General features: G+C 60.8%; 11 protein-coding genes. 10 read left to right on the forward strand and 1 reads right to left on the reverse strand.

All coding sequences use genetic code 11. The annotated features are described in order from the left end of the window. Positions 1–497 precede the first annotated feature (497 nt). The 6 genes from BW33_RS14205 to argR all read left to right on the forward strand — a co-directional run bounded on the left by BW33_RS14205 (position 498) and on the right by argR (position 5,892). Entirely contained in the window at positions 498–1,271 is a 774-nt protein-coding gene (locus tag BW33_RS14205; protein ID WP_047599665.1) for an ABC transporter substrate-binding protein, read from the forward strand. A 91-nt stretch (positions 1,272–1,362) separates the two neighbouring features. Continuing rightward, entirely contained in the window at positions 1,363–2,052 is a 690-nt protein-coding gene (locus tag BW33_RS14210; RefSeq protein ID WP_003227287.1) for an ABC transporter permease, read from the forward strand. Next, complete coding sequence (locus BW33_RS14215; RefSeq protein ID WP_047599666.1) at positions 2,049–2,747, forward strand: ABC transporter permease; 699 nt, start codon at positions 2,049–2,051, stop codon at positions 2,745–2,747. The genes BW33_RS14210 and BW33_RS14215 overlap by 4 nt, the downstream gene beginning before the upstream one ends. 1 nt (position 2,748) lies before the next feature. Continuing rightward, positions 2,749–3,861, forward strand: coding sequence for a M14 family metallopeptidase (locus BW33_RS14220; protein WP_047599667.1), 1,113 nt, complete (start codon positions 2,749–2,751; stop codon positions 3,859–3,861). Between the two features lie 27 nt (positions 3,862–3,888). Beyond that, positions 3,889–4,653 (forward strand): ABC transporter ATP-binding protein, encoded by a 765-nt coding sequence (locus BW33_RS14225; protein WP_047599668.1) that lies wholly within the window; start codon positions 3,889–3,891, stop codon positions 4,651–4,653. A 246-nt stretch (positions 4,654–4,899) separates the two neighbouring features. Beyond that, on the forward strand, positions 4,900–5,892 hold the full coding sequence (gene argR, locus BW33_RS14230; RefSeq protein WP_047599669.1) for a transcriptional regulator ArgR: 993 nt from the start codon (positions 4,900–4,902) through the stop codon (positions 5,890–5,892). 26 nt (positions 5,893–5,918) lie between these two features. Here argR and BW33_RS14235 read toward each other — a convergent pair whose 3' ends face one another. Further along, positions 5,919–10,964, reverse strand: a complete 5,046-nt coding sequence (locus BW33_RS14235) for a dermonecrotic toxin domain-containing protein (RefSeq protein ID WP_047599670.1) — start codon at positions 10,962–10,964, stop codon at positions 5,919–5,921. A 307-nt stretch (positions 10,965–11,271) separates the two neighbouring features. Between BW33_RS14235 and BW33_RS14240 the strand changes: the two genes are divergently transcribed. The 4 genes from BW33_RS14240 (at position 11,272) to astD (ending at position 16,258) form a co-directional block, all read left to right on the forward strand. Beyond that, positions 11,272–12,492 carry an aspartate aminotransferase family protein gene (locus BW33_RS14240; RefSeq protein ID WP_047599671.1) on the forward strand — a complete coding sequence of 407 codons (1,221 nt, stop codon included), beginning with the start codon at positions 11,272–11,274 and terminating at the stop codon, positions 12,490–12,492. A 203-nt stretch (positions 12,493–12,695) separates the two neighbouring features. Then, entirely contained in the window at positions 12,696–13,715 is a 1,020-nt protein-coding gene (aruF, locus tag BW33_RS14245) for an arginine/ornithine succinyltransferase subunit alpha (protein ID WP_025112905.1), read from the forward strand. Positions 13,716–13,766: 51 nt separating this feature from the next. Next, a complete protein-coding gene (gene astA, locus BW33_RS14250) occupies positions 13,767–14,792 on the forward strand; it encodes an arginine N-succinyltransferase (protein WP_007963095.1) in 1,026 nt (341 codons plus the stop codon). Further along, positions 14,789–16,258, forward strand: coding sequence for a succinylglutamate-semialdehyde dehydrogenase (gene astD / locus BW33_RS14255; RefSeq protein ID WP_177327489.1), 1,470 nt, complete (start codon positions 14,789–14,791; stop codon positions 16,256–16,258). Before astA ends, astD begins: the two co-directional genes overlap by 4 nt. The last annotated feature ends 128 nt before the right edge of the window (positions 16,259–16,386 follow it).

The raw sequence follows: 16,386 nt of genomic DNA on the forward strand, positions 1-16,386 counted from the left end.
CAATAATTATCGATTTCCTGCGTAAGCCATTTCCCGCTGTTACCCATGCCTCTCCGAGTAACCAAATGTGTAACCGCCCGCCCCGCCGCGGGGCGAAGGGAAACGCAATGCCCCGTTTTAGAGCCTTAAAACCCCCGGTGAAAAATAAGACACCACGCTGCGCTTGCCGGATTAGAAGGGTTTGCGAATAATAGGCCCGCAATTTGCAGCATAGATCGGTTCACCGTCTTTCGCTCTTGCATGAATTTGCAAGGCTGTCAATGTGCTCAAGCGGGTTTCTCTGTGCATCTGTAATTAGTTGTCGCATTGAAGAAATATCGGCTTCGGGCCTGTCGTTAGAATGCCGATCACTCGCTCATCGTGGCTGACGTTGAAAACCCCGAGGGTTTCAATGGGAAATTTCCCACCGATGCTGCGCCGCTTTTCCGATTCACCCATTCGCATATTGGGCTGTCGCTCACTCTGCCGTTTTTGCCCTTTACCGATGGAGTCCCAAGATGAAGAAACTTGTGCTGCTTGGCGCCCTGGCACTGTCCGTGCTGTCGCTGAATTCCTTCGCTGATGAAAAACCTCTGAAGATCGGTATCGAAGCGGCTTACCCTCCGTTCGCTTCCAAGGCGCCGGATGGCAGCATCGTCGGTTTCGACTACGACATCGGTAACGCCCTGTGCGAGCAGATGCAGGTCAAGTGCGTGTGGGTCGAGCAAGAGTTCGACGGTCTGATCCCGGCACTCAAAGTGCGCAAGATCGACGCGATCCTGTCGTCGATGTCGATCACAGAAGACCGCAAGAAGTCCGTGGACTTCACCAACAAGTACTACAACACCCCGGCCCGTCTGGTCATGAAGCAGGGCACCGCCGTCAGCGACAACCTGTCTGAGCTCAAGGGCAAGAACATCGGCGTGCAGCGTGGTTCGATCCACGAGCGTTTCGCTCGCGAAGTCCTGGCCCCGCTGGGTGCCGAGATCAAGCCATACGGTTCGCAGAACGAAATCTACCTCGACGTGGCCGCCGGTCGCCTCGACGGTACCGTGGCTGACGCCACCCTGCTGCAGGACGGCTTCCTGAATACTGATTCCGGCAAAGGCTTCGCCTTCGTTGGCCCGCAGTTCACCGACGTCAAATACTTCGGCGACGGCGTAGGCATTGCTGTGCGCAAGGGCGACGCGCTGAAAGACAAGATCAACGCAGCCATCACGGCTATCCGTGAAAACGGCAAATACAAAGCTATCCAGGACAAGTACTTCGCCTTCGATATCTACGGCAAGTAATACGTCTCTGCGACAAGTCAGAAATGGCGCAAGCAACAGGATCTCTGCGGTTTGCGCCATTTTTTCATCCCAACTTTCGAGGACCTGAATCATGTTGAAAGGCTACGGGGCTGTCATCCTCGATGGCGCATGGCTGACGCTTCAGCTCGCCTTGTCGTCCATGGCCCTGGCCATCGTTCTCGGGCTGATCGGGGTCGCATTGCGCCTGTCGCCGATTCGCTGGCTGGCGTGGCTGGGCGATCTGTATTCCACGGTGATCCGCGGGATTCCCGATCTGGTGCTGATCCTGCTGATCTTCTACGGCGGTCAGGACCTGCTCAACCGCGTCGCGCCGATGCTCGGTTATGACGACTACATCGACCTGAACCCGCTGGCCGCTGGCATCGGCACCCTCGGTTTCATCTTCGGTGCGTACCTGTCCGAGACGTTCCGTGGTGCGTTCATGGCGATCCCCAAGGGCCAGGCCGAAGCGGGCATGGCGTACGGCATGAGCAGCTTTCAGGTGTTTTTCCGGGTGATGGTGCCGCAGATGATTCGCCTGGCGATTCCTGGCTTCACCAACAACTGGCTGGTTCTGACCAAGGCCACCGCGCTGATTTCGGTGGTCGGTCTGCAAGACATGATGTTCAAGGCCAAGCAGGCGGCAGATGCCACCCGCGAGCCTTTCACCTTCTTCCTCGCAGTGGCGGCGATGTACCTGGTGATCACCAGTGTCTCGTTGCTGGCGCTGCGTCACCTTGAGAAGCGCTACTCGGTAGGCGTAAGGGCGGCTGATCTATGATCTTCGACTACAACGTCATTTGGGAGGCCATGCCGCTGTACCTCGGCGGCCTGCTGACCACCCTCAAACTGCTCGCGCTGTCGCTGTTGTTCGGTCTGTTGGCGGCACTGCCGCTGGGCCTGATGCGCGTTTCCAAGAACCCGATCATCAACGGCGCCGCGTGGCTCTACACCTACGTGATCCGCGGCACGCCGATGCTGGTGCAGCTGTTTTTGATCTACTACGGTCTGGCGCAGTTCGAAGCGGTACGTGAAAGCTTCTTGTGGCCGTGGCTGTCCAGCGCGACGTTCTGCGCGTGCCTGGCCTTCGCGATCAACACCAGCGCCTACACCGCCGAAATCATCGCCGGCAGCCTCAAGGCCACGCCGAACGGCGAGATTGAAGCCGCCAAGGCCATGGGCATGTCGCGCTTCAAACTGTACAAGCGCATCCTGTTGCCATCGGCCCTGCGCCGGGCGCTGCCGCAGTACAGCAACGAAGTGATCATGATGTTGCAGACCACCAGTCTGGCGTCCATCGTGACCCTGATCGACATCACCGGCGCGGCTCGTACCGTCAACGCGCAGTACTACCTGCCGTTCGAGGCGTACATCACCGCCGGCGTGTTCTACCTGTGCCTGACCTTCATTCTGGTGAAGCTGTTCAAGCTGGCCGAGCGCCGCTGGCTGAGCTACCTGGCCCCGCGGAAGCACTGATATGGAACGCATCGACCACGTATTGCCGTGGAGCCACCTGGGCAGCGAGCGCAGGATTTCAGTCTTCCGCTTCGGTCAGGGCGAGCGCAAGGCCTACATTCAAGCGAGCCTGCACGCTGACGAACTGCCGGGTATGCGCACCGCCTGGGAGCTGAAAAAGCGCCTCGGTGAACTCGAAACCCAAGGCCTGCTCAACGGCGTGATCGAGCTGGTGCCGGTCGCCAACCCACTGGGCCTCGGCCAATTGCTGCAAGGCAATCATCAGGGGCGTTTCGAGGCGGGCAGCGGCAAGAATTTCAACCGCGATTTCGTCGAGCTGAGCGCACCGGTTGCGGCGGCATTGGCTGACCGCCTCGGTGACGATCCGCACGCCAATATTCGCCTGATCCGTCAGGCCATGGCTGATCATCTGGCGGCATTGCCCGAGGCGAGCAGCCAGTTGCAAGGCATGCAGCGCGTTTTGCTCAGCCACGCCTGCACCGCTGATGTGGTGCTCGATCTGCACTGCGACGCTGAAGCGGCGCTGCACATGTATGCGCTGCCGCAGCACTGGCCGCAGTGGCGTTCGCTGGCTGCGCATCTGAACGTGAAGGTCGGTCTGCTGGCGGAAGATTCTGGCGGCAGCTCCTTCGATGAAGCGTGCTCGTTGCCGTGGTTGCGTCTGTCGCGGCAGTTCCCGGACGCGCAGATTCCGCTGGCGTGTCTGGCGACCACCGTCGAGCTGGGCGGTCAGGCCAATACCGATCGCGCAGATGCGGAGGCCTGGGCCGAAGGCATTCTGGCGTTCCTCGCCGAGCAAGGCCTGATCACTGGCGAGTGGCCGAAGCCGGCCACCGAGCCGTGCGAAGGCATGCCGTTCGAAGGCACTGAATTACTGTTGGCACCGCACCCCGGTGTGGTGAGTTTTCTGCGTAAACCCGGCGAGTGGGTTGAAGCCGGGGATGAGATTTTCGAAGTGATCGACCCTGTGTCCGATCGGGTCAGCACGGTGTGTGCTGGTACGTCCGGGGTGCTGTTTGCCATTGAACGGCTGCGCTATGCCCAACCCGGTTTCTGGCTGGCCAAGGTGGCGGGGCGCGAAGCGCTGCGTCACGGGCGCTTGCTCAACGACTGACTGACTGTTTTTGTGAGAACCGACCGCATGTACAAACTTGAAGTCCAAGACCTGCATAAACGCTATGGCAGTCACGAAGTGCTCAAGGGCGTGTCCCTGAAAGCGGCAGCCGGCGATGTGATCAGCATCATCGGCTCCAGTGGCTCCGGCAAAAGTACTTTCCTGCGCTGCATCAACCTGCTCGAGCAGCCGCACGCGGGCAAGATCCTGCTCAACAACGAAGAGCTGAAACTGGTGGCCAACAAGGACGGCGCGCTGAAAGCCGCTGATCCGAAACAGCTGCAGCGCATGCGTTCGCGCCTGTCGATGGTGTTCCAGCATTTCAACCTGTGGTCGCACATGACCGCGCTGGAAAACATCATGGAAGCGCCGGTCCACGTACTGGGCGTGCCCAAGGCCGAAGCCCGCGAGAAAGCCGAGCACTACCTGAACAAGGTTGGCGTGGCCCATCGTAAAGACGCGTTCCCTGGGCATATGTCCGGTGGCGAGCAGCAGCGTGTGGCGATTGCCCGTGCGTTGGCGATGGAGCCGGAAGTGATGCTGTTCGACGAACCGACTTCGGCCCTCGATCCGGAGCTGGTCGGCGACGTGCTCAAAGTCATGCAGGCCCTTGCTCAGGAAGGCCGCACCATGGTCGTGGTCACACACGAAATGGGCTTCGCCCGTGAAGTGTCGAACCAGTTGGTGTTCCTGCACAAAGGTGTGGTTGAAGAGAGCGGCAACCCGCGCGAAGTGCTGGTCAATCCGCAATCCGAGCGCTTGCAGCAATTCCTCTCGGGTAGCCTCAAGTAATCAGCGCTGCCGATATGCACCGGAATAGTGCATGCTTCGCAGCCTGAAGGCTGGCTCCAATCCCCTGTAGGAGCTGCCGAAGGCTGCGATCTTTTGCCCTTGTTTTTGAAGATCAAAAGATCGCAGCCTCGTTTCACTCGGCAGCTCCTACAGTGGGAGCTTCGCAGGTTTCGAGATTTGCGTTCATTTACGGGCTAGCATTGGCCCATGCCTTCATCACCGTTCTTCGTTTCGGATTGCCCGCCCATGACTGCCCATCGAATTGGTTTCCTGATTTGGCCCAGCACTAAAGCTTTGACGCTGGCGCTGGCGGAGGAGGCCTTGCGTGTTGCTCAGCGGGTGCATCCGGAGGTGGTTTACGAACTGTCGTTTCTCCAGGCCGAAACCGTGACAGACGTTGCGGCCGACGGTGCGTGGCAACTGCCGGGCGAGGCGTGGACCGGCAAGCTGGAAAACTTCCAGAAACTGTTCCTGCTCGCCGACGAGCCACCGACCACGCTGGCCCCGGCACTCAGCAGCGCGCTCAAGCAACTGGTGCGTGCCGGTTGCGTGATCGGTGGCCTGTCGGCAGGCGTATATCCGTTGGCGCAGCTCGGTCTGCTCGACGGTTATCGCGCGGCCGTGCACTGGCGCTGGCAGGACGATTTCGCCGAGCGCTTCCCGAAAGTCATCGCCACCAGCCATCTGTTCGACTGGGATCGCGATCGCCTGACCGCGTGTGGCGGGATGTCGGTGCTCGACCTGCTGCTGGCGGTGCTGGCCCGTGATCATGGGGCAGAACTGGCCGGTGCGGTGTCCGAAGAGCTGGTGGTCGAGCGCATCCGCGAGGGCGGCGAACGCCAGCGCATTCCGCTGCAGAACCGCCTCGGTTCCAGCCATCCGAAGCTCACCCAAGCGGTGTTGCTGATGGAAGCCAACATCGAAGAGCCGCTGACCACCGACGAAATCGCCCAGCATGTGTGCGTGTCCCGTCGGCAGTTGGAGCGGATCTTCAAGCAATACCTCAACCGCGTGCCGAGCCAGTACTACCTGGAACTGCGCCTGAACAAGGCCCGGCAGATGTTGATGCAAACCAGCAAGTCGATCATCCAGATCGGCCTGTCCTGCGGTTTCTCCTCGGGGCCGCATTTCTCCAGCGCCTACCGCAACTTCTTCGGCGCCACGCCGCGCGAGGATCGCAACCAGCGGCGCAGCAGCAGTCCGTTCGAACTGTCGTCGGTGCCGCCGGAGCGCGGTTGACGCGCCCCGGGAGATTCCGCTGAACGTCACTCATCGATCTCGGAATCTTCGGACATGGACACCTCCATTTCCGCCTGCTCGATGACAGCTTCCACGCCAAAATCGATGCGGTGTTTTCTGAAGTAGGCGATCAGCCGTTGCAGGCTGAGGTCAGAGAGCGGATTGCCGCGCAGACTGAATTTTTCCGCACGTTCTTCTGGCAACTCCAGAATATCGCTGGGAACCTGGGTGATCGCGTTGTCGCTCAGGTCGGCGATTTCCAGATGTTCGAGTTGCAGCAAGCCCGGCGGCAGGCTGGTGATGCCGCTGTTGTCCAGCATCAGCGTTGACAGATTGGTCATCTGGCTGACATCCGGGGTCTCGCCCAACGGGTTGTCACTCAGGTCCAGGTGATCGAGGCGCTCCATTTGCGCAAGCTCAAGGGCGTTTTGCGGCGTGAGCGTCAACTCGCAGTGTGAAAGGGATAAATAGGTCAGCTCAGCCATACGAAACACCGCTGGCGGAATGTGTTCAAGTCGATATTGATAAATCGTCAGTCCTCTGAGGCTGGCAAACGTCTCGACAAACCTGTCGATTCCAAACGTCTGGCCCGGCAGGCTTCTGATGTACAGATGCGTGACATGGCTGAAATCGGCATTGAGTACGGGCAAGTCGCCGCGGATGATCGTCGCCAGGTTCAAGTCATGCAGTGGCTGGAGGTTCTGATCCAGATCGTCCTGCTCGGCTTCCCGGCGCCAACACTGCTCAATGAGCGATTTGAATTCGTGGCGTGCGGCGTGCTCATTCAACACTTGCTCAATCGTGAAGGGCTCGCCACTGATCGGGTGCAGGGCAGGGTGGTCTGTCGCCCAGGTGGCGAGGTTGCTACTCAAGTCGCTGTATTCGCGCTCAAGCCGTGCAAGTTCGATTCGACCCTCGGCCAGGGTGCCGGGTAGCAGATAAAAAAACTCACTGGCCTGTTCCAGGTCCATGTGCGTGTACAGCGCCTGTACGCGCAGCAGATCAGCTTGTTCGGCCATTACGCCGAAGTCCTGGCGGGCGTCGTTGAAGTGACGTTTGATGCGCTCCCGGTCTGCGCTGGCAATCGGATTGCCACTCAGATCGAAGCCTTCCGGAACGTTGTCGGGCAGCTCGAAAAGGGCGGGAGGCAACGACCGGATCTGGTTGTCGTTAAGCAGCGCTGTGCGCAATAGCGGGCGCGTGAGCAGGCCGGGTGGCAGTTCGGAAATGCCGGTCTCCGACACATCGATGTAATTGAGTCGGGGCATTTTTTCGACATTGGGGGTGAGTCCGAGCGGGTTCCTGAACAGATCCAGAGTTCTCAGCTGAGTCAGCGCCGCCAGTGTTGTGTGGCTCTCGGCTGTCAGGGTGATGCTGCAGTCGCTGAGAATCAGCTCGCGCAGTTGTGGCGATCGACTGATCGACTCCGGCAGGTTGCCCAGCTGGAAATTGCGCAGCGCCAGGCGACGCAAGCCGGAGAAACAGTTCAGAAAGCCGTGTATACCCTGGGTGCTGCCGACACCCTCGATGGTCAGATAGTCCACGTGACTGAAGTTCACCTCCAGCGCTGGCAGCTCTCCCATGATTGGCTGTGACAGGCGCAGATCGATGGTCTGCTCGGTGTTCTCCGACAAGGAAACCTGCTGCTTCCAGCAGTCCAGAATGTCGACGCGCATCTGCCGTCGGCGATGACGCTGGATCGCATATTGCTCGGTGGTGAGGCGGGCGCCGGTCTCCGGATGAACGAGCGGAATACCCTCAGCCCACGGATTCAGCACCGCGTCGAGGCGGTTGCGTTCAGCGATCAATCGGCTCAGTTCCGCTCGCGGGCCGCCCGGATGGCGTTGCAGGCGCTCGACAAACGCGTTGAGTTCTTCGGGCAGCAAGTGCGGCAGCAGCCAGTGGGCATGGGCGTGCAGCGTCGGCGTGTTGACGGGCATGCGCCGATAGCCGCTGGTACCGCCACGCAGGCGCATGATCGTCGGGTCGTAAGCGGGTTTGCGAATCGGGTTTTGCGAGAACAGGTTCAGCAATGCTTGACGGTCGAGCGCGTGGTCACGAATCAGCTGCTTGAGCTGCAGATCTTGTGTGATGTGGATGTTCAGCGCCGAACGTTGTGCGTCGGGCAGGGCATGCAACAGGCTCGCATACAGTGACCCCGGCGCGCTGAGCGACTCACCGGTAGCGTCGAACGGCTGATAGTCGCCCTGTTCGGTCAGTACCAGCACTTTGCGAATGAGAGCGTCCTGCGCGCCGAGGCTGTCGATCAGGTGCCCGCTATGGGTGTAGTGCCTGAGCTCCAGCCGTATCGACGGTGACCAGCCCGGCAACCGTGGCAGCGAATGGAGGGCCAGCCGATCGGTATCCAGATTATTGATCGTCGCTTGCAGCTCAAGTCCTTCGAGGGCTCGAGTTGCGCGCACTTGCAGACCCGTCTCCTGGGTCAGCGCGGCCAGTCTTTCGGAGAGTGTTCCACGCTGTAATTGCAGGTATTCGGCATCACTTGCCGTTTCCAGTATCGATTGCGCCAACGCCTTTGGCAGGCCGGGTTCGGCATCCATCAATACCTGTACCCGCGGGCTGGCGCCGCGCTGCAATTGGCGATATCGATCCTCGAACAGGCTTTGGCTTTTACGCTGTGCCAGCTCGGCGACGGAGCGCCGCAGGCGGTTTGCGCGGGCTTCGGCCGAGGGGGCGGGCGTATGCGATGCTTCGCTCAATAGCCGCCTTCGTTGCGATTCTGTCAGGCGTTGCAGACAGGTCTTGAGCAGGTCGCCATCGTCCAGTCGTGAGCCCTCGATTTGTACGAAGGGCACATCGACGACAGGGCTGCGCCACAGTGTTCTGCCCTGGCGATCGATCAGTTGCAGGCCCCGCTCTGCAGGCCAGTCGCCGGTGTCGAAAAGCAGTTGCAGTTGGGTGGCCGGGTCGGCGTTGAGGTAATCCTCGGCATGCGTGCTGCCGATCTGCTCGATGAACAATTGAATGTCCTGATCGATCTGCCAGCGCAATAGCGTATCGCTCAGTAAGGGTGGCAACTGATCGCGCTCGACGTGCATCTGACGCAGGGTGTTCTCCTCGCAGCCACTGATATTCAGCAGGCGCTCCCGCAGAGCGGCGGGAAGGCGCTGCATCTGCGCACTGCTGCGGCTCAGTACGGTGGCGCGATCCCAACCCAGTGGCTGGTCAATTTCGGTTTGCCAGGCACCTGCAGTGTTGTGCCTGAGTGCGGGTTTGTAAGCCTCGGGACGCGTCGGATGGTCGATGCGATAGGCCCCGGTTTCGGGATCAAGGCTGACGGCATACAACTTGTCTTCGAGAGCCAGCAGGCTCTTGCCTTGGTGGATTTGCAGGCCCAGTGCATCGGTTCGGACGTCTTTGGGTGGCGTGCCGGGCCACTCGTGAGGGCGCAGGTCGGGTTTCCAGTAGCGGGTCTTGCCATCGGCTGCCTTCACTGGAATAAAGCGGTCGATGAATTGCACGACATCGGAAGGCAATAGCGCGCGAAACTCGCTGACGGCGATAACGCCGCCAGCGGCGAAAGTACTGACCTGCACCATGGACTCCACGACGCCGATCAAATGCGCGAATGCTTCGCGGGGTTGTCCTTCGGACCAGTCGACGATGCTTTCGAACGTTTCGTCGAGCAGTTGGTAGGCCGTGTAGGCAAGCATCAACTCGCCAAGAAATGGCACGAATGGCAGGGCGACGAACACGACGAGGTTGAGCAACGACTGTGCGATGTCCGTGAAGGAATCCCAGAGTGCCCAGCGCGCCTTGCGATCGACCACGGCCGTCGAGACGGCGATGACGCGGGCATCGTTGAGCATCTTGTCGAGCCTGCGTTGGTAGAGATACGCCCACAGCTCCCCCTGGAGCGGGGTCGCGACGATCTGCAGAAAAGGTCGCGCGACCGGATCCTCGCGCCAGGTCGGGCGTGGATCGCCGACCGGTACGGGTTGCCAGGTGACGGGGCTGAGCAGCGACTGCAACTGACTGAAAAAAGCCCCGCGTTCTGCGTGGTCGATGAAACGGCTGAAGAACACCTGATAGTCCGGATCGCGCAAGCGTTGCGCCAGCTCCTCGGCAAAGGCACCGCTGCTGGGGTATTCCTTGACCGGGTGTTGTGGGTCATCGGGAATGTAAACCACGACTCGCGCTGCTGCGTGTGCCGCTTCAAGATTTGGGGCGAACAGCACGATGCCGGTCAGGCTGACTTTCATCATCGTCAGCGCATGGCAATGCCACGCCTGACGATTGAGGCGCAAATGCTGCAAACCATCGAGCAGCCCGAGAATCAGGCGATGGACATCGGCTCCCAGCAGCTTTTGCATGTAGGCCATTTGCAGGGCGGCGACCAGTGCGGCTTTGTCACTCGTGCAAACCTGTGGTTGCAGCACGGCTGCGACCAGCGGATTGCTGATGCCCAGATTGTCTTGCAGATAAGCGTTATAGCGGTGGCCGATATCCAGTTCGCGGCACAGGCGGGTGAAGTCAGGGATCGGCATCGCCTTGAGGATGTTCGGCAGCACGCTGAACTGGCCTTCGGGGGAGGGCTGGCTGACATAGTCCGAGGCTGACTCAAAGGCGTCAGTGGCGGTCTCGCTGCTTTCAAAATTGTGCAGCGCGGCGTCCAGCAACGAGACAGTCCAGGTGCGTGCGGCGCCGGATTTGATGCGCAGCCACGGCACATGGTCGGGCAGATACAGGCGCAGGAAGGTCTGCCTGACATCCAGGCTCAAGCCAAAGCGCTTTTCCAGTTCGGCGCGCAGCAGCGGTTCGGCGAACGCTTTGGCGTCCTGCAACCGGGCAAGGCTTCGTTCGACGCGGTTGTGTGCGGTCCAGTGCGCGGCATTCAGCGCGCGCAACTTTTGGTGGTCGTTGTGTGACGCTTGTTTGAGGCTGGCGGGCAGCTGAGGGTTGGCCCGTTTCAAGGCTTCGCGTTTGTGTGCCGAAGCCTGGCTCAGCCACGGCGCAATGGCCTGGAGCAGCGGTTGATAGTGGGCATTTTGCCGGGGGAGCAACAATGCGTCGGGCAGAGGCGCGGGTGAGGTTGTGTTTTGGTCAATCATGGAGACGGCCGTTTGCCTGGGAAAGATCCATAGCAAACACCGGTCATTGATTCGATGTGCGGTACATATATACCGCACCCGATAAAACTCTCTTGATTAAGATCCCTGTACGTCTGCGCAAACGGCGGCGTGCAGTTTAAACTGCGCCTTTGCGACGCTATATGTCGCATTGCCGTAAACCCGGGAAAATCCGGGGTTTGCGCTATAAGAAGTTGTCGCTTGGCGGCAAGGCCGGGCTGAAAACTGTCCTTACAATCCCCCCATCGCTCGCCAGTTTCAGGCGGGTGTTCCTCTTCAGGAGACTCCGATGTCCGTTGAGCACGCTGCGGTACAACGCGCCGATTTCGACCAGGTAATGGTTCCCAACTACGCGCCTGCCGCTTTTATTCCGGTGCGTGGCGCCGGTTCCCGCGTCTGGGATCAGAGCGGTCGCGAGCTGATCGACTTCGCCGGCGGGATTGCCGTAAACGTATTGGGCCATGCGCACCCGGCGCTGGTCGGTGCCTTGACCGAGCAAGCGAACAAGCTGTGGCATGTATCCAACGTATTCACCAACGAGCCGGCCCTGCGCCTGGCGCACAAGCTGATCGACGCCACGTTCGCCGAGCGCGTGTTCTTCTGCAACTCCGGCGCTGAAGCCAACGAGGCCGCGTTCAAGCTGGCCCGTCGCGTGGCGTTCGACCGTTTCGGCAGCGAGAAGTACGAGATCATCGCGGCGCTCAACAGCTTTCACGGTCGTACCCTGTTCACCGTCAACGTCGGTGGCCAGTCGAAGTACTCCGACGGTTTCGGTCCGAAAATCACCGGCATCACTCACGTTCCTTACAACGATCTGGACGCGCTGAAAGCGGCGGTTTCCGACAAGACCTGTGCGGTCGTGCTCGAACCGATCCAGGGCGAGGGCGGCGTACTGCCGGCCGAACTGGCTTACCTGCAAGGTGCCCGCGAGCTGTGCGACTCGCACAACGCGCTGCTGGTGTTCGACGAAGTGCAGACCGGCATGGGCCGTACCGGCCACCTGTTCGCCTACCAGCATTACGGCGTGACCCCGGACATCCTGACCAGCGCCAAGAGCCTGGGCGGTGGTTTCCCGATCGCCGCGATGCTGACCACTGAAGCGCTGGCCAAACATCTGGTCGTCGGTACCCACGGCACTACTTACGGCGGCAACCCGCTGGCGTGCGCCGTCGCCGAAGCAGTGATCGACGTGATCAACACCCCTGAGGTGCTGAGCGGCGTCAACGCCAAGCACGACAAATTCAAGACCCGCCTGCAGCAGATCGGCGAAAAGTACGGCCTGTTCACTCAGGTGCGTGGCCTCGGTCTGTTGATCGGTTGTGTGCTGAGCGATGCCTGGAAGGGCAAGGCCAAGGACATCTTCAACGCCGCTGAAAAAGAAGGCCTGATGATTCTGCAGGCCGGCCCGGACGTGATCCGTTTCGCCCCGAGCCTGGTGGTGGAAGACGCCGACATCGACGCCGGTCTCGACCGCTTCGAACGCGCTGCAGCAGCACTGACGCAAGCCTGATAGACCCTTCGACGCCTGAGGATTCGGGCGTCGATCAAAATTTTAATGCCGGACCCGATCCACTGTAGGAGTGAGCCTGCTCGCGATTGCGGTATGTCAGTCGACTCATTGGTTTCTGACAGACCGCAATCGCGAGGAGGCTCACTCCTACAAAGTCCGGTGTTTTTTTCTTCTGTAAATTTATAAGAGAAAGGAGTGACACCATGCTGGTGATGCGCCCTGCGCAAATGGCTGATCTGGGCGAGGTACAGCGTCTGGCTGCGGACAGTCCGATTGGTGTCACTTCCTTGCCGGATGACGTGGAACGTCTGAGCGACAAGATCGCCGCAAGCGAAGCCTCGTTCGCCGCCGAAGTGAGTTTCAACGGTGAAGAGAGCTACTTCTTCGTCCTCGAAGACACCGCCACCGGCAAACTGGTCGGCTGCTCGGCGATCGTTGCCTCGGCCGGTTACTCGGAGCCGTTCTACAGCTTCCGCAACGAGACCTTCGTCCACGCCTCCCGCGAGCTGAAGATCCACAACAAGATCCACGTGCTCTCGCAATGCCACGACCTGACCGGCAACAGCTTGCTGACCAGTTTCTACGTGCAGCGCGAACTGGTGGGTTCGCCGTGGGCCGAGCTCAACTCCCGTGGTCGCCTGCTGTTTGTCGCCAGCCACCCGGAGCGTTTCGCCGATTCGGTGGTGACCGAGATCGTCGGCTACAGCGACGAGAACGGCGATTCGCCATTCTGGGACGCGATCGGTCGCAACTTCTTCGACCTCAACTACGCCGAGGCCGAGCGCCTGTGCGGCCTGAAGAGCCGCACGTTCCTCGCCGAACTGATGCCGCATTACCCGATCTACGTGCCGCTGCTGCCGGATTCCGCTCAGGAAGCGATGGGCCAGGTGCACCCGCGTGCGCAGATCACCTTCGACATCCTGATGCGCGAAGGCTTCGAGACCGATCACTACATCGACATTTTCGACGGTGGCCCGACCCTGCATGCGCGTGTATCGGGGATCCGCTCGATTGCCCAGAGCCGCGTGGTGCCGGTGAAGATCGGCGAGCCGGTCAAAGGCGCCGGGCGCCAGTATCTGGTGGCCAACGCGCAGTTGCAGGATTACCGCGCCGTGTTGCTGGAACTCGATTACGCGCCGGGCAAGCCGGTGACCCTGGATCTGGAAGCAGCCGAAGCCCTGGGCGTCGGTGAAGGTGCCAGCGTGCGCCTGGTGGCGGTTTAACGCCTTAGCGAGTTTCACGGGTGGCGAAGGCGGCCCGTTTGAGGAGATAGCATGATTGTTCGTCCCGTACGCAGCAGCGATTTATCCGCGCTGATCGACCTGGCCCGCAGCACCGGCACCGGCCTGACCACGTTGCCGGCCAACGAAGAACGCCTGACCCACCGGGTCGGCTGGGCCGAGAAGACCTTTCGCGGCGAAGCCGGCCGTGGCGATGCGGACTACCTGTTCGTGCTCGAAGACGACAACGGTCGCGTGGTGGGGATTTCCGCCATTGCCGGTGCCGTGGGCATGCGCGAGCCGTGGTACAACTTCCGCGTCGGCCTGACCGTCAGCGCCTCGCAAGAGCTGAACATCTATCGCGAGATCCCGACGCTGTTCCTCGCCAACGACCTGACTGGCAACTCCGAGCTGTGCTCGCTGTTCCTGCATGCCGATTACCGCAGCGGTCTGAACGGCCGCATGCTGTCCAAGGCGCGCATGCTGTTCATCGCTGAATTCCCTGAGCTGTTCGGCAACAAGATCATTGCCGAGATGCGCGGCGTCTCCGATGAGGCCGGTCGTTCGCCGTTCTGGGAAAGCCTGGGTCGGCACTTCTTCAAGATGGAATTCAGCCAGGCCGACTACCTGACCGGCGTCGGCAACAAGGCGTTCATCGCCGAACTGATGCCGAAATTCCCGCTGTACACCTGCTTCCTGTCGCCGGATGCGCGCAACGTCATCGGCCAGGTACACCCGGACACCGAGCCGGCGCTGGCGATGCTCAAGAGCGAAGGTTTCAGCTATCAGGGCTACGTCGACATCTTCGACGCCGGCCCGGCCATCGAGTGCGAAACCAGCAAGATCCGCGCAGTCCGCGACAGCGAAGCGCTGGTGCTGGCGATCGGTACACCGGGCGATGACGCCACGCCGTTCATCATCCATAACCGCAAGCGCGAAGACTGTCGCATCACTGCTGCGCCGGCCCGACTGGCTGCCGGCACGCTGGTGGTCGATCCGCTGACCGCCAAACGTCTTCAACTCAACGCCGGCGATCAAGTGCGCGCCGTGGCGTTGTCTGCTGCTCGGGAGTCGAAATAATGAATTCGCTATACATCGCAGGTGAATGGCTGGCCGGTCAAGGCGAAGCCTTCCAGTCGCTGAACCCGGTGACCCAGCAAGTGCTGTGGTCGGGGGAGGGCGCGACTGCCGCTCAGGTCGAGTCAGCCGTGCAGGCTGCGCGTCAGGCGTTCCCGGGCTGGGCCCGTCGTACCCTGGAAGATCGCATCAGCGTGCTCGAAGCGTTCGCCGCCGCGCTGAAGAACCACGCTGATGAGCTGGCCCGCACCATCGGTGAGGAAACCGGCAAGCCTCTGTGGGAAGCCGCGACCGAAGTCACCAGCATGGTCAACAAGATCGCGATCTCGGTGCAGAGCTACCGCGAACGTACCGGCGAGAAGAGCGGCCCGCTGGGCGACGCCACCGCCGTGCTGCGCCACAAACCACACGGTGTGGTGGCGGTGTTTGGTCCTTACAACTTCCCTGGCCACTTGCCGAATGGGCACATCGTCCCGGCGCTGCTGGCGGGTAACAGCGTGCTGTTCAAGCCAAGCGAACTGACCCCTAAAGTCGCTGAGCTGACGGTCAAGTGCTGGATCGAAGCCGGTCTGCCGGCCGGCGTGTTGAACCTGCTGCAAGGTGCGCGCGAAACCGGCATCGCCCTGGCCGCGAACCCGGGTATCGACGGTCTGTTCTTCACCGGTTCCAGCCGTACCGGCAATCATCTGCACCAGCAATTTGCCGGTCGTCCGGACAAGATTCTTGCTTTGGAAATGGGCGGCAACAACCCACTGGTGGTCGATCAGGTGGCTGATCTGGACGCGGCGGTGTACACGATCATTCAGTCGGCCTTCATCTCCGCCGGTCAGCGTTGCACTTGTGCGCGTCGTCTGCTGGTGCCGCAGGGCGCGTGGGGCGACAGCCTGCTCAAGCGTCTGGTGGAAGTCAGCGCGACGATTGAAGTCGGTGCTTTCGATCAGCAACCGGCGCCATTCATGGGCTCGGTGATTTCCCTTGGCGCGGCGAAAGCGTTGATGGATGCCCAGCAACATCTGCTGGCCAATGGCGCGGTGTCACTGCTGGCGATGACTCAGCCGCAAGCGCAATCGGCCTTGCTGACCCCGGGCATTCTTGATGTGACCGCCGTGGCTGAACGTCCGGACGAAGAGCTGTTCGGCCCGTTGCTGCAGGTGATTCGCTACGCCGATTTCGCTGCGGCGATCGCTGAGGCCAACGACACCGCTTATGGCCTGGCGGCTGGCTTGCTGTCGGATTCCGAAGATCGTTATCAGCAGTTCTGGCTGGAAAGCCGCGCCGGTATCGTCAACTGGAACAAACAACTGACCGGTGCGGCGAGCAGTGCGCCGTTCGGCGGCGTTGGTGCATCGGGCAACCATCGCGCCAGCGCCTACTACGCGGCGGATTACTGCGCGTACCCGGTGGCCTCGCTGGAAACGCCGAGCCTGGTGTTGCCAGCCGCTCTGACCCCAGGCGTGAAAATGGTGTGATGCCTATTCGCGAGCAGGCTCGCTCCCACAGGAAGTTGCATTCCAAAGTGGGAGCGAGCCTGCTCGCGAAGGCCGCGCCTCGGTCTGACTGAATTGTTACTTGAAGCCTATAACAACAGATTCTCGTG

It is taken from the genome of Pseudomonas sp. RIT288 (genome assembly GCF_000631985.1).
In the GTDB taxonomy this organism is placed as follows: domain Bacteria; phylum Pseudomonadota; class Gammaproteobacteria; order Pseudomonadales; family Pseudomonadaceae; genus Aquipseudomonas.

Excerpts from the sequence above, each read along its gene's own strand:
- BW33_RS14205 (WP_047599665.1), top strand. The coding sequence starts at position 498 with ATGAAGAAACTTGTGCTGCTTGGCGCCCTGGCACTGTCCGTGCTGTCG.
- BW33_RS14235 (WP_047599670.1), bottom strand. The coding sequence starts at position 10,964 with ATGATTGACCAAAACACAACCTCACCCGCGCCTCTGCCCGACGCATTG.
- BW33_RS14220 (WP_047599667.1), top strand. The coding sequence starts at position 2,749 with ATGGAACGCATCGACCACGTATTGCCGTGGAGCCACCTGGGCAGCGAG.
- argR (WP_047599669.1), top strand. The coding sequence starts at position 4,900 with ATGACTGCCCATCGAATTGGTTTCCTGATTTGGCCCAGCACTAAAGCT.
- aruF (WP_025112905.1), top strand. The coding sequence starts at position 12,696 with ATGCTGGTGATGCGCCCTGCGCAAATGGCTGATCTGGGCGAGGTACAG.
- BW33_RS14225 (WP_047599668.1), top strand. The coding sequence starts at position 3,889 with ATGTACAAACTTGAAGTCCAAGACCTGCATAAACGCTATGGCAGTCAC.
- astA (WP_007963095.1), top strand. The coding sequence starts at position 13,767 with ATGATTGTTCGTCCCGTACGCAGCAGCGATTTATCCGCGCTGATCGAC.
- BW33_RS14215 (WP_047599666.1), top strand. The coding sequence starts at position 2,049 with ATGATCTTCGACTACAACGTCATTTGGGAGGCCATGCCGCTGTACCTC.
- BW33_RS14240 (WP_047599671.1), top strand. The coding sequence starts at position 11,272 with ATGTCCGTTGAGCACGCTGCGGTACAACGCGCCGATTTCGACCAGGTA.
- BW33_RS14210 (WP_003227287.1), top strand. The coding sequence starts at position 1,363 with ATGTTGAAAGGCTACGGGGCTGTCATCCTCGATGGCGCATGGCTGACG.